This is a genomic window from Nitrosomonas sp. (assembly GCF_040240425.1).
Taxonomy (GTDB): Bacteria; Pseudomonadota; Gammaproteobacteria; order Burkholderiales; family Nitrosomonadaceae; genus Nitrosomonas.
The window spans coordinates 21261-41090 of sequence record NZ_QPHG01000004.1 but is presented as its reverse complement, the minus strand read 5'-3'; the positions used below and the strand labels follow the sequence as shown (position 1 = coordinate 41090).

The 19830-nt window shown below is 50.3% G+C and carries 19 protein-coding genes; 14 read left to right on the top strand and 5 right to left on the bottom strand.

All coding sequences use genetic code 11. From position 1 onward, the window contains the following. Window positions 1-14 precede the first annotated feature (14 nt). From pyk to DU481_RS02195, 3 genes are all read left to right on the top strand, one after another. Window positions 15-1466 carry a pyruvate kinase gene (pyk, locus tag DU481_RS02205; RefSeq protein ID WP_350132018.1) on the top strand — a complete coding sequence of 484 codons (1452 nt, stop codon included), beginning with the start codon at window positions 15-17 and terminating at the stop codon, window positions 1464-1466. A gap of 128 nt (window positions 1467-1594) precedes the next feature. Further along, complete coding sequence (gene fba, locus DU481_RS02200; protein ID WP_350132015.1) at window positions 1595-2659, top strand: class II fructose-bisphosphate aldolase; 1065 nt, start codon at window positions 1595-1597, stop codon at window positions 2657-2659. A 119-nt stretch (window positions 2660-2778) separates the two neighbouring features. Continuing rightward, the gene (locus DU481_RS02195; RefSeq protein WP_350132012.1) at window positions 2779-3288 is read left to right on the top strand and encodes a hypothetical protein; all 510 of its coding nucleotides are present in this window, start codon (window positions 2779-2781) and stop codon (window positions 3286-3288) included. Window positions 3289-3453: 165 nt separating this feature from the next. Here DU481_RS02195 and DU481_RS02190 read toward each other — a convergent pair whose 3' ends face one another. From DU481_RS02190 to DU481_RS02180, 3 genes are all read right to left on the bottom strand, one after another. Next, window positions 3454-3732: an oxidative damage protection protein gene (locus DU481_RS02190; protein WP_350132010.1), complete on the bottom strand. Its 279-nt coding sequence runs from the start codon at window positions 3730-3732 to the stop codon at window positions 3454-3456. A 175-nt stretch (window positions 3733-3907) separates the two neighbouring features. After that, the gene (gene argA / locus DU481_RS02185; RefSeq protein WP_350132007.1) at window positions 3908-5254 is read right to left on the bottom strand and encodes an amino-acid N-acetyltransferase; all 1347 of its coding nucleotides are present in this window, start codon (window positions 5252-5254) and stop codon (window positions 3908-3910) included. Window positions 5255-5262: 8 nt separating this feature from the next. Further along, entirely contained in the window at window positions 5263-6012 is a 750-nt protein-coding gene (locus DU481_RS02180) for a 16S rRNA (uracil(1498)-N(3))-methyltransferase (RefSeq protein WP_350132004.1), read from the bottom strand. Between the two features lie 164 nt (window positions 6013-6176). On the opposite strand from DU481_RS02180, the gene DU481_RS02175 reads away from it, so the two are divergent. From DU481_RS02175 to DU481_RS02145, 7 genes are all read left to right on the top strand, one after another. Beyond that, window positions 6177-6734 carry a thioredoxin family protein gene (locus DU481_RS02175; protein WP_121166046.1) on the top strand — a complete coding sequence of 186 codons (558 nt, stop codon included), beginning with the start codon at window positions 6177-6179 and terminating at the stop codon, window positions 6732-6734. Window positions 6735-6736: 2 nt separating this feature from the next. Next, entirely contained in the window at window positions 6737-7525 is a 789-nt protein-coding gene (locus DU481_RS02170) for an inositol monophosphatase family protein (RefSeq protein WP_350132197.1), read from the top strand. Window positions 7526-7534: 9 nt separating this feature from the next. Further along, window positions 7535-8989, top strand: a complete 1455-nt coding sequence (gene trkA / locus DU481_RS02165; RefSeq protein ID WP_350132001.1) for a Trk system potassium transporter TrkA — start codon at window positions 7535-7537, stop codon at window positions 8987-8989. A gap of 11 nt (window positions 8990-9000) precedes the next feature. Then, the gene (locus DU481_RS02160) at window positions 9001-10458 is read left to right on the top strand and encodes a TrkH family potassium uptake protein (RefSeq protein WP_350131998.1); all 1458 of its coding nucleotides are present in this window, start codon (window positions 9001-9003) and stop codon (window positions 10456-10458) included. 59 nt (window positions 10459-10517) lie between these two features. Beyond that, the gene (locus DU481_RS02155; protein WP_350112264.1) at window positions 10518-10913 is read left to right on the top strand and encodes a response regulator; all 396 of its coding nucleotides are present in this window, start codon (window positions 10518-10520) and stop codon (window positions 10911-10913) included. A gap of 347 nt (window positions 10914-11260) precedes the next feature. Further along, complete coding sequence (locus DU481_RS02150) at window positions 11261-12067, top strand: methane monooxygenase/ammonia monooxygenase subunit C (RefSeq protein ID WP_350131995.1); 807 nt, start codon at window positions 11261-11263, stop codon at window positions 12065-12067. Window positions 12068-12187: 120 nt separating this feature from the next. Continuing rightward, on the top strand, window positions 12188-12742 hold the full coding sequence (locus DU481_RS02145) for a hypothetical protein (RefSeq protein ID WP_350131992.1): 555 nt from the start codon (window positions 12188-12190) through the stop codon (window positions 12740-12742). A gap of 171 nt (window positions 12743-12913) precedes the next feature. Here DU481_RS02145 and DU481_RS02140 read toward each other — a convergent pair whose 3' ends face one another. Together DU481_RS02140 and DU481_RS02135 are read right to left on the bottom strand one after the other, a co-directional pair. Then, complete coding sequence (locus DU481_RS02140) at window positions 12914-13459, bottom strand: glycine zipper family protein (RefSeq protein ID WP_350131990.1); 546 nt, start codon at window positions 13457-13459, stop codon at window positions 12914-12916. A 16-nt stretch (window positions 13460-13475) separates the two neighbouring features. Next, complete coding sequence (locus tag DU481_RS02135) at window positions 13476-13895, bottom strand: hypothetical protein (protein WP_350131987.1); 420 nt, start codon at window positions 13893-13895, stop codon at window positions 13476-13478. Window positions 13896-14123: 228 nt separating this feature from the next. On the opposite strand from DU481_RS02135, the gene DU481_RS02130 reads away from it, so the two are divergent. The 4 genes from DU481_RS02130 to DU481_RS02115 all read left to right on the top strand — a co-directional run bounded on the left by DU481_RS02130 (window position 14124) and on the right by DU481_RS02115 (window position 19726). Then, a complete protein-coding gene (locus DU481_RS02130; protein ID WP_350131984.1) occupies window positions 14124-15164 on the top strand; it encodes a retropepsin-like aspartic protease family protein in 1041 nt (346 codons plus the stop codon). A 249-nt stretch (window positions 15165-15413) separates the two neighbouring features. After that, window positions 15414-17435, top strand: a complete 2022-nt coding sequence (locus DU481_RS02125; RefSeq protein ID WP_350131981.1) for a CopD family protein — start codon at window positions 15414-15416, stop codon at window positions 17433-17435. Window positions 17436-17538: 103 nt separating this feature from the next. Next, entirely contained in the window at window positions 17539-18072 is a 534-nt protein-coding gene (locus DU481_RS02120; RefSeq protein WP_350131978.1) for a hypothetical protein, read from the top strand. Window positions 18073-18127: 55 nt separating this feature from the next. Next, on the top strand, window positions 18128-19726 hold the full coding sequence (locus DU481_RS02115) for a tetratricopeptide repeat protein (RefSeq protein ID WP_350131975.1): 1599 nt from the start codon (window positions 18128-18130) through the stop codon (window positions 19724-19726). Window positions 19727-19830: the final 104 nt, after the last annotated feature.

Here is a 19830-nt window from a genome sequence, read left to right as displayed (position 1 = left end):
CAACCAGAAAAAACATGATTCGAAGAACAAAAATTGTAGCGACCCTGGGCCCCGCCTGTAAAAATCCAAAAATCTTGGATCGTTTAATCCGGGCCGGCGTTGATGTTGTTCGGATCAATTTTTCGCACGGCACGCGCGAACAGCATATCGAATTCGCCGAAATGACACGGTCGCTGGCGCGAGCTGCTGGTCTTACAGTCGGAGTACTGGCCGATCTGCAAGGGCCGAAAATACGCGTCGGTAGATTTGAGCACGGTAAAATCAGGCTCGAAGTCGGTGATCAGTTCATTCTGGATGCTAATTGTGAATTAGGCAATCAGGAAAGAGTCGGTCTGGATTATAAAGAGCTGCCGAATGATCTGGAAACCGGGGCGACTTTGATGTTGGACGATGGCCGTATTGTGCTGGGTGTATCGCATGTTAAAGGTCATCAGGTGTTCTGCGTGGTCGAACAGGGCGGCATACTATCAAACAATAAAGGCATTAACCGTAAGGGTGGCGGACTCGGTGCGCCAGCGCTGACCAGTAAGGATCTGGAAGATATTAAAACCGCCGCCGAACTGGGCGCGGATTACTTAGCCGTATCGTTTGTCCGCTCAGGCGACGACATCCGCCAAGCGCGTGCATTGTTTCACGAGGCAGGCGGTCGAGGCATGATCATGGCCAAGATCGAGCGCTCCGAAGCTATTCTTGCTTTGGACGATATTCTCGAAGCATCGGATGCCATTATGGTAGCGCGCGGTGATCTGGCGGTTGAAGTCGGCGATGCTGCCGTTCCGGCGCTGCAAAAACGAATGATCCGCTCCGCGCGCGCCAACAATAAAACCGTGGTAACCGCCACACAAATGATGGAATCGATGATTACCAATCCGATTCCAACACGTGCGGAGGTATCGGATGTGGCTAACGCGGTGCTGGACGGTACCGATGCGGTCATGTTGTCGGCGGAATCCGCTGCCGGGGAATATCCGGTGGAAGCGGTTGAAGCGATGGCCAGAGTTTGCTTGGAAGCGGAAAAGGAATATCTGGTCAACACCGACCGGCGGATGCAAAATATCAATCCGGCGACCATCGAAGAAGCCATTGCGCGCGCCACGATGTACACTGCCAGCGGCTTGCAGATTCGTGCTATCGCCGCACTCACGCAAAGCGGTGTAACCGCCTTGCTGATGTCGCGCAGGAGTTCCAAAGTGCCTATTTTTGCGTTGAGTCCCAATGAAGAAACGCGCAGAAGGGTGACGTTGTTCAGAGGTGTTTATCCGGTGGAATTCGGCGCGGGACTCAACGATCCGGAAGAAATTCTGAATCTGGCCGAGCAGGAATTACTCAGCCGCGGCGTGGTGCGCAGTGGTGATATCATGGTGATGACGATCGGAGAGCCGGTGGGCAAAACCGGTGGCACCAATACGATGAAAATCATTAAAGTCGGCGAATGGAAAACAAGGCAAGGCATTGAAGCAATCTGACCGGTCAAATGCAATGCAATCCGGACAAACACGCTGAGACTAGGAAAAAGAACGAGCAGTATTCACACAGAATAATTGCTTATACTAATGGCTATGAATTTTTTAAGATAATCAATAAGGAGATCTAAATGGCACTCGTATCATTAAGACAACTACTCGATCACGCAGCGGAAAACGGCTACGGTTTGCCGGCTTTCAACGTCAACAATCTGGAACAGATCCAGGCGATCATGCAAGCCGCAGATGAATGCAACAGCCCGGTCATCATGCAAGGTTCCGCCGGTGCGAGAAAATATGCCGGTGAAGCATTTTTACGTCATTTGATTGAGGCCGCCGTTGAATCCTATCCGTATATACCGATTGTGATGCATCAGGATCATGGCGCATCGCCCTCCGTTTGTGTCAATGCGATCCGTAGCGGTTTCTCAAGCGTCATGATGGATGGTTCATTACAAGCAGACGCAAAAACACCATCGACCTACGAATACAACGTTAATGTCACTGCCGACGTCGTTAACATCGCGCACTCCGTCGGCGTATCGGTAGAAGGCGAACTGGGTTGTCTGGGATCGCTCGAATCCGGTATGGGGGAAGCCGAAGACGGTCACGGAGCGGAAGGCGTTTTATCGCATGACCAATTGCTGACCGATCCGGAAGAAGCCGCCGACTTTGTGCGTAAAACCGGTGTGGATGCACTGGCAATCGCTATCGGAACCTCACACGGCGCGTACAAATTTACCCGCAAACCCACCGGCGATATTTTGGCGATCGAACGCATCAAACAAATTCATGCGCGCATTCCCAATACTCACCTGGTCATGCACGGCTCCAGCTCAGTACCGCAAGAATGGCTGGAAATCATCCGTCAATTCGGCGGCGACATCAAAGAAACCTACGGTGTACCTGTCGAAGAAATTCAACAAGGGATCAAATACGGTGTACGTAAAGTCAATATTGACACCGATATTCGCCTAGCGATGACGGGTGCGATCCGCCGCAGCCTGGAAAAAGACAAAAGCAATTTCGACCCGCGCAAATTCCTGAAAGAAGCGACTGCCGCTGCTAAAGACATTTGTAAAGCACGCTTCGAAGCCTTCGGCTGCGCCGGACAAGCCGGAAAAATCAAACCGATTTCTCTGGAAAGTATGGCAAATCGCTATGCTAAAGGCGAATTGAACGCAGTTATTAAGTAGTCAAAGTCCAGTAGTATTCAATATTCCCATGATTGATTGCGCGGTTTACATTATCAATCATGGGATTCAAGTCGAAATAGTATTGATAGCATTTTCATAAGTCTTGAATTTTGCTTATTATGAGTCGTACCGCTCTAATTCTTGGTACTGATCATCGTTTTCAGTGGAAAAGTCCAGACTTTACCGATTCACAGCATCAGCAATTTATTGCTTTTGTTGCGACTACAGCGCGAGCTTATAAAGTTGTTGCGTTTGCCGAGGAAAATAATCCTGAAGCACTAGACGAGAAAGATAAAAAGGAATCAGTCATTCAAATAATGGCGCGTGAACTCGCGATACCGCACAGACATTGTGATCCAGACCGTCAGAAACGTGCAGTGCTTCGAATTTCTCAGGAGAACGACATTCGCGCTATGGCTTTTTTAGAAGGAACCACCGAGTCTATTATCCAACAACGAACCGAGAAATCTATGCGGGACCGTGAGCACTATTGGCTTGAACAACTTCAGGAATTCAATATGTGGCCAGTTCTTTTTATATGCGGTGCTGCTCACTCTTTGCCGTTTTTTGATTTATTGCACGCAAATAATATTGATGCAATTCTTCTTGCTAAAGATTGGAATATCTAAAATTTTGATTGAGTTAAGTGTATCGAGGAGTTTTTAAACCATGATTAGTGGCGCTCCATAATTTATCGTCTACCCTTGGAGAAAATGCTACTTATCTCTACATCATGTTTCGAAGTATTTTGAGAAATAACGATAAGTTTTGTAATAATGGTGATACGTAAGTTACTATGATTCGCTTTTAGGAGGCACATATCCCGCCGCCTGTTCCGCACCCTCCCCAAAAAAATGCGCTTCCATTTGTTCCGCCAGGTATTTACGTGCTTTGGCGTCTGAGAGATTTAAACGGTTTTCGTTAACCAGTGTGGTTTGGTGTTTGATCCACTGCCCCCAGGCTTCTTTGGAAACATTCTCAAAAATCCGCTTGCCCAATTCGCCGGGGTAGGTTTGAAAATCCAGGCCTTCGGCTTCGCGGCCTAGTTTGATGCATTTCACCATTCTTGCCATTTCGTATCCTTGCTCCAAGTCAGTAAAAGAGTATTGGAAATTCTCTGAACCACATATCGCGTCTCGTGCTGATCTTGTCGAAAGACAAGGTCAGAGTTTCCTTTTTAGGAAAGACCGGCATTATGAAACGTTCGTTTCACTGAGTAAACAGCGGAAGCGTATTTTCTATGGAAAATTATAAGTGCTTGATTAGCACTTTCGAGCGGCGCTGATAGTTGTATAAATTCTGTTTGGCTTTGGGTAATTCAGCCGGGGTAGCGGGATTAAAGCCATGTTCGATAAACCAATGCGTGGCATGTGTGGTGAGAACGAACAGTTTGTGGATATCCTGCGCGATGGTTTTGTTTTCGATGTGCTTGAGCAGGCGTTCACCGTGTCCTTGGTCGCGATAATCCGGGTGGATCGCCAGACAGGCGAGTTCGCACGCGTGTTCTTCGGGGAAGGGATACAGCGCGGCGCAGCCGAGGATGACGCCGTCGTGCTCGAGTACGGTAAAACGGTCGATTTCGATTTCCAGCAATTCACGGCCACGCCTGACCAGAATGCCTTCGGCTTCGAGTGGCTCGATCAGCTGCAGAATGCCGCCGACATCGTCGATGCGCGCTTTGCGCAGCGCTTGCAGTGTTTCCTGCGAAATCATGCAACCGATGCCGTCGTGCGTAAACAGTTCCTGGATGATGGCGCCGTCGATATGCCGGCTGACCAGATGCGCGCGTGTCACACCCAATTCACAGGCTTTGGTCGCGTATTGCAGCGATGACCGGATCGCATCCGGTATCGGCGCTGCGGTTGCCGGTGTTTTGTTTTCTAGTAGCAATTTGCTTTCCGGCAAGGTGAGTTCACGCGGCAATACTGAGGTATCAGCGCTATCCAACAGAAGAATCAGTTTCTCGGCGTGAAGCGCGATGGCGGTTTCGGTCGCCACATTTTCCATCGTCAAGTTAAAAATCTCGCCGGTGGGCGAGTAACCCAGTGGCGAAATCAGCACCACATCGCCTTGCTCCAGGCGCGAATGAATCGCTGATGCGTTGATCTTGCGTACTTTGCCGGTATGCATCAAGTCGACGCCCTGAATCACGCCCTGCGGACAAGCGGTGACGAAATTTCCGCTGGTCACGCGGATGGCGGCATTGGCCATCGGCGAATTGGGCAACCCCATCGACAACAATGCAGCGATCTCGTGGTGTACGCGCCCGACCGATTCCTTGACGCACTGCAACGCAGCGGGGTCGGTGACGCGCATGCCCATGACGGTTTGCGTTTCCAGTTGCGATTCATCCAGGCGCAGTTGAATCTGCGGACGAGCGCCGTGCACCAATATCAGCCGAACACCCAGGCTGGCGAGCAGATTGACGTCGTGGATAAAATCGACAAAGGTGGCGTTCGTGACCATTTCGCCGCTGAAACCAATGACGAAGGTTTTGCCTCTGAACGCATTGATATACGGAGCAACCGAGCGGAACCAGGCGACGAATTCAGCAGGTGTGTTCATGGTGAGTGAAGATAGCGGATTTTTGTTCATGCGATCGATTAAAAATCGCCCCACAGGGTTTGTAATGCGGCGATAGCCGTCAAAGCCGCACTTTCGGTGCGTAGGATGCGTTTTCCCAGGTGCACCGGAACGAAGTTGGTGTGTAAAACAGCTGCTTCTTCTTCTTCCGGCGTAAACCCGCCTTCCGGTCCGATCACGAGCGCCAGATTGGCATCGGCAGGTGGTTTGGGAATCTCTTTCAAACTTTGCGTGGCTGTCGTGGATAACATAAAGCAAATATCATGAGGCGACCGGCCGGATTTTTTCCGGCTCAGCCATTCCGGCAGCGAAATTAGCGGCAGTACTTGTGGTACATGATTTCTGCCACATTGCTCGCACGCGGAGATGACGATTTTTTGCCAGTGTTGCTGACGTTTGTCAGCACGCTCGCCGGACAGATGAACGATACTGCGCGCCGTGGTCACGGGTTGAATGCGCGTTACGCCCAATTCCACTGCTTTTTGTATGATCCAATCCATTTTTTCATTGACACAGACTGCCTGGGCCAGCTCAATCGACAGCGGCGATTCCCGATCTATCGCATGATAGGCATCGACCCGGACGGTTGTGCCGGATTTGGTGATGCTGGTGATGTGCGCGGAGAATTCACCGCCCTGTCCATTGAACAACGTGACCGCATCACCCTCTTTCAGCCGCAATACCCGTGCGGCATGGTGTTTGTTCTCAGCCGATAATTCGATAACTGTTCCGGCAGTGATTTCTTCGGGATGGTAGAAGCGCGCATGCATGATGGGGGCTGGCTGGGGTAAGTAGCAATTCGATAAATGGACTCATGATAATATAGCACGTTATTTATCCGGCATTCATTGTCTGACCGCTGTTTCAGTGGGTGAACGCGGCGGCGCTGGAGAAGCGGTTTTCAAGATTATTATCGATAGTAGGAGAAAAGAATATGGCAAGTTTGGAAACACCAGTTTGTGATTTTGGCTGGAAAGCGGTTGATTTTGATTTGTTGGGCGTCGACGGCAAGCGCTATAACCTGGCTTCCGCAAAAGGGGAGAACGGTCTGCTGGTGATGTTTATCTGCAATCATTGCCCGTACGTGAAAGCGGTGCAGGATCGTATCATTCGCGATGTGAACGAGCTGAAACCGCACGGCATGAATGCGATTGCCATCATGTCGAACGATCCGGCTGATTATCCGGAGGATTCGTTTGAGAATATGGCGCTGGTGGCGAAACAGTTAAATTATCCTTTCCCGTACGTGTGGGACGAAACGCAGGAAATCGCCAAAAAATATGGCGCGGTGTGCACGCCTGATTTTTTCGGTTTCAACAACAAACTGGAATTGCAATACCGCGGACGGCTGGATGCCTCGCGGAAAGAAGCAGCACCTGCCGATGTGCGGCGCGATTTGTTTGAAGCCATGCTGCAAGTCGCCAAAACCGGCCGCGGTCCGGCGGAACAAATCCCCAGCATCGGCTGTTCGATCAAATGGCGGTCGGAGTAAACGTGTTAGAGGAAGTGATTGGGGCGGTAAGAGAAGTCGCGCAGCAAGTCATCATGCCGCGTTACCTGCAAGTCGACCGTCAGATTAAAGCGGATGGCAGCTTTTTTACCGAAGCGGATGTTGCGGCACAGAATGCACTGCTGGAAAAGTTGCAGAGAATTCATCCAGCCGCCGCGATGGGCGAGGAAATGACAAAGCAGGAGCAGGAAGCGCAGTGGATCAAGGGACAATCCGGTTTGTGGAGCATTGACCCGATCGATGGCACATCCAATTTTCTCAATGGATTACCGTATTTCGCCATTTCGGTGGCGTTCATGGAGCAAGGCAAGAGTGTGCTGGGCGTGATTTACAATCCGGTGACGGATGAGATGTTTTATGCCACCAAAGGCGGCGGCGCTTTTTTGAATGGCATCGCGTTGCCGCTGAAGACTTATATACCGGCATTATCGGGCGCCATGGCCAATGTCGATTTAAAACGGCTGGATCGGAAATTCGCGGCCAGAGTGGCTGCCTTTCCACCGTTTGCTTCGCAGCGTAACTTCGGTGCGTGCGCGCTGGAATGGTGCTATACCGCCGCTGGTTATTTTGATTTGTATCTGCACGGCGGACAGAAGCCGTGGGATTACGGCGCCGGTTCATTGATTTTGGCGGAAGCGGGCGGACATATGTGCGGCTTCGAGCAGGATGATTACTGGGCAGGATCGCCGTGGACGCGATCCGTGATAGCGGCGCTGGATCCTGGGTTATTTGCGCAATGGCGCGACTGGGTGCGCGAGAACCGGAAAGAATAGGTTATTCAAGTGAAAATCATTATTCTGGGTGCGGGTCAAGTCGGTTCATCGGTGGCTGAGAGCTTGGTGAGCGAAGCCAACGACATTACCATGGTCGATGTCGATCCCAAGCGTTTGGCGTTATTGCAGGATCGCTTGGATTTGCGCACCGTCACTGGTAACGCTTCGCATCCGTCGGTACTCGTCAATGCCGGGGCGCATGATGCGGATATGGTACTGGCGGTCACCGAACACGATGAAACCAATTTGGTGGCGTGTAAGCTTGCCGCCACACTGTTTAACACGCCGACTAAAATTGCCCGGATTCGTTCTACGGAGTACTTGGCGCATCCGGAAATTTTTTCGACCGAGAATTTCTGTGTCGATTTTGCGATTTCTCCGGAACAGATTCTGACTGAATATATTGAGAAACTCGTTGAGTTTCCCGAAGCCTTGCAGGTGCTGGATTTCGCATCAAGAAAAGTAAGCTTGGTGGCGGTGCGCGCATTAAAAGGCGGTTCGCTGGTCGGACAGGAATTACAGCAATTGCGCAAGCATGTGCCCAATGTGGATACCCGCGTGGCGGCTATTTTCCGTCAAGACCGGCCGATCATTCCGGAAGGCGACACCATCATCGAAGCGGAAGATGAAGTATTTTTCATTGCCGCAGCCGAAGACATTCGCACCGTCATGCGTGAATTGCGCAAAATGGACAGGCCGGTCAAGCATGTGATGATCGCCGGTGGCGGAAAAATCGGCAGGCGTCTGGCCATGACATTGGAAAAAGATTATCAGGTCAGGATCATAGAACGCAATTACCAAGCTTGTGAGCGCTTGGCTGGTGAATTGAGCAATGCGCTGGTGCTGCACGGCGATGCAACGGATGAAACCTTGCTGGAGAGTGAGAGCGTTGCCGAGATGGATTTGTTTTGCGCGCTGACAAATGACGAAGAGAACAACATTATGGCGGCACTGCTGGCGAAACGGATGGGGGCGCATAAAGTGATTGCGCTGATCAATCGCCGCGCTTACGTGGATTTGGTGCAAGGCAGCCGTATTGATATCGCGATCTCGCCAGCGCAAGTGACGATCGGTTCATTGCTGGCTTATGTCCGGCACGGCGATGTTGTCGCTGTGCACAGCCTGCGGCGCGGTGCGGCGGAGGCACTGGAATTGGTTGCGCATGGCGATGCCAGATCGTCTAGTGTGGTCGGGCGCAAGATTGAAGAAATCAAACTGCCCAAAGGTGCAACGATTGGTGCGATTGTGCGCGGTTTGCCGAGAACCGAAGGATTATTCGGTGAGAGTTTGAGCTCAGCAGAGCTAGAAAAAAATCTAGCTGATTTGAGTCACTCGATACGCGTCATCATTGCGCATCACGATACGGTCATCGAATCGGAAGATCATGTGATTCTATTTGTGGTCAACCGGAAGATGATCCGCGAAGTGGAAAAACTATTTCAGGTTAATGTTGGTTTTCTGTAGTACATCATTCCATGAATCGGTTGCTTATAGTTGTTAATGTGCTGGGCAAGATGGTCCTGGTATTCGGACTGACCATGCTGGTTCCATTTGGTTTGGCGCTATGGACCGATGACGGTGCGCATTTTGTTTTTGGCGAGTCTATTGTGATTACCCTGGGTAGCGGTTTGGTCATGTGGCTCGCGACACGCCGTTATCAACGTGAATTGCAGACACGCGATGGCTTTTTGCTGGTGGTCATGGTGTGGTCCGGGTTGCCGGCTTTTGCTATGCTGCCATTATTGCTCTATTTGCCCGAACTTAATCTCAGTATGGCTTATTTTGAAGCTGTTTCGGGATTAACCGCTACCGGCGGTACGGTATTGTCGGGATTGGATGCGTTGCCGCCGTCCATCAACTTATGGCGCGGCGAAATCGTGTGGCTTGGAGGTATGGGGCTGATTGTGCTGGCGGTGGCGATCTTGCCGCTGCTGGGTGTCGGCGGCCGGCAATTGCTCAATGCCGAAATACCGGGTCCCATGAAAGAAAACAAACTGACGCCGCGCATCGCCGAGACGGCCAAAGGATTGTGGTCGATCTACGCGAGTTTGACCTTGGTGTGCGTTTTTGCTTACAAGTGGGCGGGCATGGATTGGTTTGATGCGGTCATGCACGCTTTTACGACTTTAGGGTTGGGCGGTTTTTCATCGCATGATGCAAGTTATGCTTATTGGGATTCTCCGCTCATCGAATCGGTTGCAATGGTCTTTATGCTAATTGCCGGGATAAATTTTGCGACCCATTTTCTGGTTTGGCGCGCAAAAAGCTTCACTCCTTATCGCTATGATTCTGAAGTTAGCTGGTATGTCATGATCCTTTTTCTCAGTTGCGCCGGATTGACATTTTATCTTTGGTTAACCGGTGTTTATTCCGAACCGCTAATAGCCTTGCGTTACGCCGCATTCAATATCGTGTCCGTCGCAACGACGACCGGCTACAGTAACACCGACTATAATCTGTGGCCGATATTCGTTCCTCTATGGATGTTATTTTTATCCGGATTCTGCACTTCTTCAGGTTCCACTGGCGGTGGCATTAAGATGATACGGGCTCGTATTCTTTATCAGCAGGTTTATCGTGAAATCATTACGATTATGCATCCGAATGCGGTGATACCCGCGAAACTGGGAAGAAGTGTGCTGGCAAGCCGGGTCATTCTTGCAGTTTTGGTATTTCTGTTTGTTTATACGGCGAGTATCGTGTTGATGATGCTAATGCTCACATTAAGCGGATTGGATGTCATTACGGCCTTTTCCGCCGCGGTGGCTTGCATCAATAATTTAGGACCGGGTCTTGGGGAAATTGGACCGGCAACCACTTATGCATCGCTAACGGATTTTCAGACATGGATATGTAGCTTTGCCATGTTGCTGGGTAGATTGGAATTTTTCACAGTGCTTGCTATATTTACACCCGCATTCTGGCGGAAATAGAATTTATGATGATCGACTGGGTTTATGAATATATGTGTCAATTCTCATAAGGAGTCCGGGTGGATAATACCGGTGTGTTGAAAGGTATTAAAGTCATGGTGATCGATGACAGTAACACGATTCGGAAAAGTGCCGAAATTTTTTTAAGACCATTTGGTTGTGAAGTCATATTGGCTGAAGATGGTTTCGATGCGATGTCTAAGATTGTTGAGAATCAGCCTGATATTATTTTTGTGGATATTACGATGCCACGCCTGGATGGTTATCAAGCATGTAAGTTAATAAAAAATAATCCAATTTATCAGTCTACGCCGGTGATTATGTTATCCAGCAAAGATGGATTATTTGATAAAGCACGGGGCAGAATGGCAGGATCGAACGATTATCTGACTAAACCATTTACCGCAGAGGGTTTATTGAGCATAATACGTAACTATACTTTGCAGCAAAATTAAGTAACCTAATTTGGCGAGTGAGAATGTAATTCTAATCTTCCATTGAGTTTAGTAAGTAGGGCAGGATTTATTTTGAATATGCATAAAGAGTGTTTTCTTAGTATTTGTATACGAAGTAGAATCGGGCAAGTTATGAGTAAAAATCCCTGAGATAGAGAAGGAGATTTTATGACAAATGACTTGACTTTGAGGGGTAAGGTCGACTAGCCTGAGAGGCGTGGTTAAATTAAGGGTAAAAATAGGTTAATTTAACTGCCGAGATAAAAGCAGTACTAATTAATTAGTATTAGAAGTAGAAGAGTAAAAGAACGAGAAGTAGTTTTGATTAACAGTTAGGAGGTAGAAACATGGCAACAACTTACGGCACGTCAAGTGCATCAAGCGCAAGCTATGACATGTCACTGTGGTACGACTCTAAGTACTACAAACTGGGCATGTTAACAATGCTGTTGGTAGCGATATTCTGGATCTGGTACCAAAGAACGTTTGCATACTCACACGGTATGGACTCGATGGAACCGGAATTTGACAAAGTATGGATGGGCCTGTGGCGCGTACACATGACCCTGATGCCTTTGTTTGCATTAGTAACCTGGGGTTGGATACTGAAAACCCGTGACACCAAAGAACAACTGGACAACTTAGACACCAAGCTGGAAATCAAACGTTATTTCTACTGGATGATGTGGCTGGGCGTATATCTGTTTGGTGTTTACTGGGGCGGCAGCTTCTTCACCGAACAAGACGCATCATGGCACCAAGTGATTATTCGTGACACCAGCTTCACGCCAAGTCACGTAGTGGTGTTCTACGGTTCATTCCCAATGTACATCGTGTGTGGCGTAGCGTCATACCTGTACGCAATGACCCGTCTGCCACTGTACAGCCGCGGCACATCGTTCCCGCTGGTTATGGCAATTGCCGGCCCGCTGATGATTCTGCCAAACGTAGGCTTGAACGAATGGGGTCATGCATTCTGGTTCATGGAAGAACTGTTCAGCGCACCGCTGCACTGGGGCTTTGTGATTCTGGGCTGGGCAGGTTTATTCTCGGGTGGTATTGCAGCACAAATCATCACCCGTTACTCAAACCTGACCGATGTAATCTGGAATGGTCAAAGTAAAGAAATTCTGAACAACCGGATCGTTCCTTGATCCAACCTGAGTACTAGGTAGTTAGTGCAACCTCTCCCGCGGCTCTGCTTATAGCAGACTGCGGGAATAAAAAACGAGCTGTAGTTCACTGGTGTGGGTCAAAAAGTAGAGGAGGTTTATATGATCAAACAAGTTATAAAAATATGGGCTTCAGCAGCGCTACTATCAGTAGCGTTATATTCCGGCTTAGCCGCTGCGCATGGAAAAGTAAATTTGGAGGCCGATATTTGTATGCGTAATGTGTCCGGTAGTATGGTGCATCTGAGCACTTACCAGCCGCAATACGATCCGGAAGCTGAGTACTGTACTGAGATTCCTAAAGAAGGTGAAACGTTGTGGGTTCTGGATTTGGTCGATCAAGCGCTGCGTGACATGCCGATTGCCGTTAAAATCGTCAGAGGCACCGGGCAAGCTTTAAGCGATACCGTAACAACCCTGTATTCTACCAATCATTCGAATGGCACCATTAAAGGGGAATTCAATCTGGATCCAGGGCAATATACGTTGTTCGTTACGGGTGAAGGCGTGCCGCCGTTGCACTACGAATATCCATTACGGATACAGGTAACCAATTATCAAGATCTGTTCTTGAAATCTATACCTTATATCATCACCTTTTTGTTGCTCGCATTCTTTACCGACAAGTTGTTGAAACGGCGTCAACTGGAGAGCTGATAGCAGCCTTTGTTATTATTCCGTTCGATAAAAAGCTTTACAACCGTAGAAGCACCGATTTTGTACTAAACCGGGAAGTTCGCCTTAGCAGCAATCACAGCACCATAAGGGAGAAAAGATCAGTGGCTTGTCAGGAGGTCGATGACAAGCCACTGATTATAAAAGGTGGCACTAACGTGGAGGCGGTGGCGGCGGATTGCCTGGCGGCGGTGGTGGAGGTATGAACTGATCAGATCGTGTAACCGGTTTCCTGTTCACAATATTTCCCCCCGATGGGTTAGCAGAAATTCTTCCGTCGACGGGAACACGATGCCCCATGGCGTACATGCACTGAACATAACTGTTGTCATAGCGCTGCTGGCTGGAATAGCCGGAAGCTGCCGCCGTGTTTGATCCCATTAAACTACCGAATAGCAGACCGATCCCGGCACCAACGGCTGCACCGTGACCACCTCCCAATGCTGCACCGGCAGCGGCTCCCAGCCCGGCACCCAAAGTTGCGCTCTGCATACCGCTCATCCGCGATGCTTGCCGGGGTGTGTTGCCATCGATCTGTTCGTAAGCATACTGTTTACATACCAATTCATCCGAACGAAACTGATCGAAGTTTTTTCCGGAGCCTGGCAATGCCATTACGCTTGGGCCGGTTGGCAGATGAGCGCAAGCGGTCAGCCAGACGGCCAGCGTTGCGATCATTAGATTTCTTAGGATTAACATGTTGTGCCTCTTTACATTAGGGTGCCGGTGATTGCGGGGCGACTGGTATCCAACCGTCCGGACAATTCTTAACAGTGGGATAATAGCCTTCAGGACTCCGGCAGTAGTGCCAATAACCCGCTTGCGGTTGAGCCGCTCTCGATTGTTCGCGCTGAATATAAACAGGCGGCGTTACCGATACTACCGGACTGGGTGAGTACCGGTAACGAGGCGGGGCGAAGTAGGGGCCGGGGAAAGCATAAGAACCGTATGGATAGAAGCCGGGGCCGTAGAAACCGGGATTAAATCCGCCGACATTGATGCCGAAACTAAAATGGCCGTGACCATGATGACCGTGTCCATGCCCATGTCCTCCGCGCGCCAAAACGGCATCGTGTGCCGTCAGTGCCAGCAAACCAATCATCCAATATATCCAGCCGAGATTTTTCATATTCATGTTTCGCAGGTTCTTTTGAGGCATAGTATGGATTGCGAGCTGAATGAATCCTGAATATTCAAGATTCTCGTTGCCACGAGGAAGTCCGGAAAAACCGCACAGCTTATTTTCTCAAGTTGAAGTACCCGCATCCGTAGAAATATCAGTTCTGATTGATAGAACTTCCTTTGAACAAACCGGGTACTGCCGATTTCTCCCGCCTACGGATATGGTTACACGAAAAATTAAATGAGCATCCAGGATCGAGATTATTTCAACCGGAAACGTGATAAAGAAATGACACGGCCTACGGAACAAAAAGCCGCTGCAAGCCATTTTACGCAGTGGCCGTGGAAAACTGTTATCCGGGATATTTTTTGCTGGACTGTTCTGGCGCTGACCTTGCTCATCGTCCTTCAGTATTTCCAATCATTCAATCAGCCTTATGCCCAACCTGCCAGCAATTCCCTGGTTACGATCACCGGACCAACCGGCTGTGGAGCATTGCCGCAACACGGAGCCGCTTATTTGATTGATCCCTCGGTCATGAAACGCACCGATGTGCTTTATGCCGGATTGGAAATCCAAAATGACTACGATCATCCGATGGTGGCGGTACTATCCGATCCCGCAGGTATTCAGCAACTGCTCGCGTTATCCATTCATGCAGGTAATAGCCATCAACTCAGCGTGCCGGTTGGCAAATACGGAATGCAAGTTCTGGTCGGATCGGATTGGTGTAATTTGGCAACGGGGTTTACCGACGGCGCAATCGTTTCCGTTGCTGGCGGTATCTCGGTTGATGCGGGTTCCACGACATCAATGCAATTCAGCGGTTCCGGTCTGCGGCCAATTCAATTGGCGCTCGCTTATAGTCAATCGCAACCGGGCAGTGTGCAGGAGGTTCATCAACCTGCTGAGGTCATCGGCTCCGGAAAAATGGAGCTGAAGCAGACACGGGATGGCCATTATTTCAGTTCCGGAACCATAAATGGCACTCCCGTCGTGTTTATGATCGACACGGGCGCAACCATCGTGTCGATTTCTTCCGGCATCGCGGCTCAGGCAGGTATCCGGAAATGCACGCCGCGCCAGGTTACCACAGCCAACGGTCAAGTCGACGCATGCGCTGCAAAGGTGCCGGAACTCACATTCGGATCATTCCGGTTCACGCAGGTTGATGTGATGGTGATGCCCAATATGCCCGGAGATGCGTTGCTGGGTATGAATGTGCTGCGGAATTTCCGTATCGAGCAAGCTGGCAAAGTCATGCGGATTTCCGCACCGTAGCGTATTTCTCAAAAAGTGCCTTCGCGGCATTCCATCCAACTGGATTACATAAGCCGTTGATTGGCTTCTATCCGAGACTTGCTGTGATACCGCAATGCAGCGCTAGGCTATGCCGTTTTTGTACAGTAAAATACACCGCAACAGCGCTCCCGAGTCTGAATTTCAGAATTATCTGCTAAGCCGGATAACCGGTTGCAACCAACGGCGCAAGTGTTGTCAAAGTAACCATTACATTCCTATCGTAAAACCATGATTGAAATCATTGCTGCATTTGCCCGGTGGTCGCAACTGACCGCCAACTTGATCCTATTTGGAAGCTGTGTTTTCCTCGCCATTATCTGGCAGCAAAAAAGTATTCTGGAGACGCCTTGGATAATGCGGTTGGAGAAGATATTTCCCTGGCTTGCGGGCATTATCGTCGCCGGACTCATCGGCATTTTGGCGACGACTACCAGCGACGCCACCGGGGATGTCACGAATGCATGGAATCCCGTGGTTTGGATGGAGGTCGTGCAACAAACACAGATCGGTCATATCTGGGCGGCGCGGATGTTATTCGCGGTGCTGATGTTTTGCGCGGTGGTAAAAATGCAATCTTCCAGCCGCACGCGTGGTCACTATGCACTATGGGCTGTACTCGCGGCGTTGCCGTTGATCGCGGGCACGTTGATGAGCCATTCCAGCGCCGATGAAATGTCGTTCACCGCCATCGCACCGTACGCCATTCACATCCTGCTGGCGGGAATCTGGTTTGGCGCGCTGCCGGCCTTTTTGCTGATTTTGTTGAATCTGCGCAAGGAAATGGGTTTTACCGCGCTGCAAACAGCCGTTGGCTACCTGAAAAAATTTTCCGCGATCGCGTTACCTGTCATGCTTTTGCTGATGATTACCGGCGTGATTGTCACAGACCGGCTGGTGGACGAAAAATACTATGCCTTGGTTGCTAGCGCTTACGGCTGGCTGCTGAATTTCAAACTGACCATTCTGGCGGTCATTCTGGTGATCGCCTACCAAGCGCGCAATCGCTGGTTGCCGCTGCTGGAACGGAGCCAAAACGAACAAAGCTGTGACAGCACTGCGCATTTGACGCAATGGGTGCGCATCGAATTCGTGCTGGCGTTGCTGCTAGTGTTGTTCGCCACCGTTCTGGCAAATACATTGCCGGCTAAGCACGCGATGGTCGAGAACTGGCCGTACCCGTTCCGTTTTTCGATCGATGCGACCTGGGATCAGCCAGATGTGCAGGATAAAGTGTGGTCGGGCATTGTGCTGTTTGTGATTGCGCTTGGCACGATTTGGCTCGGCATCCGGTTGCACTGGAGCCGCGTGGTGAAGATTCTGGTGCCCGGCGTGCTGGGCATCAGTTCGATGGCGCTGGCGCTGCCGCCGCTGGCCGTCGAAGCGTTTCCGGAAACCTATAAAAAACCGACGGTACCGATTGATGCGATTTCCATCGTCGCCGGTGCGCATCTGTACGCGGAAAATTGTGTCAACTGCCACGGCCCGCAAGGTAAGGGAACCAAACCTTCCCCCGATCCCGACGTGCGCGATCCGACCGATCTGCTCACCCAGGAACATACGGCGAAATACACGGTGGGTAACGTTTTCCACCAACTATCGTCCGGCATCCCAGGCACTGAAATGCCGGGATACGCGGATAAGTTGTCGGAAGAAGAACGCTGGGATCTGATCAATTTTCTGCACGCCATGTCGCGCGGTTTCGATGCGCGCTTGCTCGGCAGCATGATCGTGCCGGAAACCCCCGCGATCGCCTCGCCCGTGTTTAACTACACCGCCAGCGACGGCTCCAGCGGCAATCTGAAGGATTTTCGCCTGCAAAAAAACGTGCTGATGGTATTGTTCGCCTGGCCACAAGCGAAAGAACGTTTTTTCCAGCTGGCGGCATCTTATGACCGGATTCGCGATCTCAACACTGAAATACTGGCAGTGCCAATTCATCCGCTGACCGATGCGCAATTGCAGCAGATCACCGAAATCGCGCCATTCCCGATCGTCACCGAAGGCTGGCAGGAAATCAAGGACACCTACTGGTGGTACCGGCGCGTTCGGGTCGTGCCGGATTTATCGGGCAAAGGCATGTTCCCGCAACATATGGAATTCGTCACCGACCGCTTCGGCTACCTGCGTGCCCGCTGGGTGGCGCAGTTTGAAGGTTTTGGCTGGCAGAATGTCGGTGCCTTGACGCTGCAATTGACACAACTGAACCAGGAAGGTGAAATCATGCCGCCACCGGGGGAGCATGCGCATTGACGATTAACCGGAGGTAAAGATGAACAATCCATGTGTACACAATTCAAGGCCTGCGTATTGGAGAACACGCGCCGGGATCTGGAGTTTTTCGGCGATTCTCCTGATGGCAACACAAGGCCTTGCATTTGCCACAGGCTCGCAAAAACATCCGCTGACGGCGATTGAAATTGCCGGTGTTTCGCTTGCCACGCCTGCGGAAAAGATTTCTGACATTTTACAAGTGCAAGGTTATACCCAAGTCAATTCTTCGCTGTATACCAAAAGCGAACCCGCGTCCAACGGTCGCAGTACTGTCTACCGTGTCGAAATCGACGATACTGCAACTTCGCGCGAACTGGGTTATTTCCGAAGTTTGACCGGCGGCCGCAACAAAAGCCCATCATCGCGCGATGCAACGATTCCCGATAGCGAAATCGCGATGGTTCGGCAACTGTACGACGCCGTCTGCAATGTTTCCGAAGATTTGCAAAGCGAACGAAACTGCCAGCTACCGCAACCCGCCAGCGTCATGATCAACCACGGCATGATGCTGACCGTCGATGCGAATCATTCGGTGCTGCTGAAAGCGTCGGATTCGAGCACGTCAGTGGTGGTTAAGGGAAGTGAAACGGGGTGGGACGGTGAACCGTTCCCGTGATTGCTGTAATTGTTGTAACAGTTTCATTGTGAAAAACTCGTTTCACTTTTGATCAATGGATATTGCTCAAATCATCGAATGGTTGGATCAGCATAAAAACGCCATTGCTTCCATTGGCCTAATAGCCAGTGGAATATGGGCTGTATGGGTTTGGAAGAAAAAACAAGACAGCAATTCATCGGCAGGAATCCAGGATCAGAATTCACCAAATTCCGGTAAGCAAATTATCGCACCCGTTACGGCAAATGGTCATGCGGCGGTTAATCAACAGTTTGGTGATACGCATAATCACTATGGATACAGCGTAGAGGATGCGATGAAACTGGCCGAGAAACTGGCTACCGAGAAAGGTGAGAAAGATGCGCAGGTCATCAAATCATTGCAGGAAACGATCCAAGCACTGACCCAACAAAATGCCCCGAAGTGCAATATTCAGCAAGCATTCGATCGGCTGGCTCAAGGTGATACCACTCAGGCGGAAGCCATTTTTGCCAGTGTGGCCGAGGAAGCAAGGCAGGCAGGTAAAGAAGCAAATATTAAGGAAGCCGAAGCACTGCGACATTTAGGCTCTCTTGCTTATCTGCACGACACGCAAAAAGCCTTTAATGCCTATAAGCGCAGCACCGAACTCGATCCAGACAATTGGGATGGCTGGAATAACCTCGGTCATCTTTATCGAAGAATCGGTGAGCTTGGCAATGCCGAAAACGCTTATGCGACTGTGCAAAAATTGTCCTTGCTGCAACTTAACCGCGCAGGTGAAGCTGTTGCCTACGGCAACCTGGGAAACGTTTACCAGACCCGCGGTGATCTGGATCGAGCCGTCGAATATCATGAAAAAGCACTGGAGATCAACCAGAGACTGGGGTGCAAGGAGGGTATGGCCAGTACTTATGGCAACTTGGGGAACGTCGACCGGATCCATGGCAAGTTGATCCGTGCCGTCGAGTATTATGAAAAAGCACTGGCGATCAACCAGGAACTGGGACGCAAGCAAGGTATGGCCAATCAGTATGGCAACTTGGGAATTGTCTATCGGATCCGCGGTGAACTGGACCGCGCCATCGGTTATTATGAAAAAGCGCTGAGTATCAACCAGGAGCTTGGGAACAAGGAAAGCATGGCTAGCGCCTATGGCAACCTGGGAAACGTCTACCAGATCCGCGGCGATCTGGATCGCGCCATCGAGTATTATGAAAAATCACTGAGGATCAACCAGGAGCTGGGGAACAAGGAAGGTATGGCCGTTGCCTACGGCAACCTAGGGATCGTCTATGAAATCCGCGGCAATTTCGACCGTGCCATCGAATTTTTTGAGAAAACGCTAGCGATCAGCCAAGAACTGGGTTACAAAGAAGGCATGGCCAGCACTTACGGCAACTTGGGGAATGTCTACTGGATCCGTGGCGAGTTGACCCATACCGTCGAATATTATGAGAAAGCGCTGGCGATCAACGAAGAACTGGGGCGCAAGGAAGGTATGGCTACTCAATACTGCAACCTGGGAAACGTCTACCGAACGCGTGGTGATCTGGATCGCGCGCTCAAATACTGGAAACAATCTTTGGCGCTATTTCAGCAGCTAGATGCAAAAGACAAAATAGCTTTGGTTCAATCCTGGATTGATGCAGTCGAGCAAAAAGATTCCAATTAATTGAATCCGGTTCGATGTTTTTCATCCAGTTACCTGACTGGTATTTTTCAGGCAGTTATTTCCATTCCAAGCGTAGTCACAGCCACTGATGTGCGATAACTTGC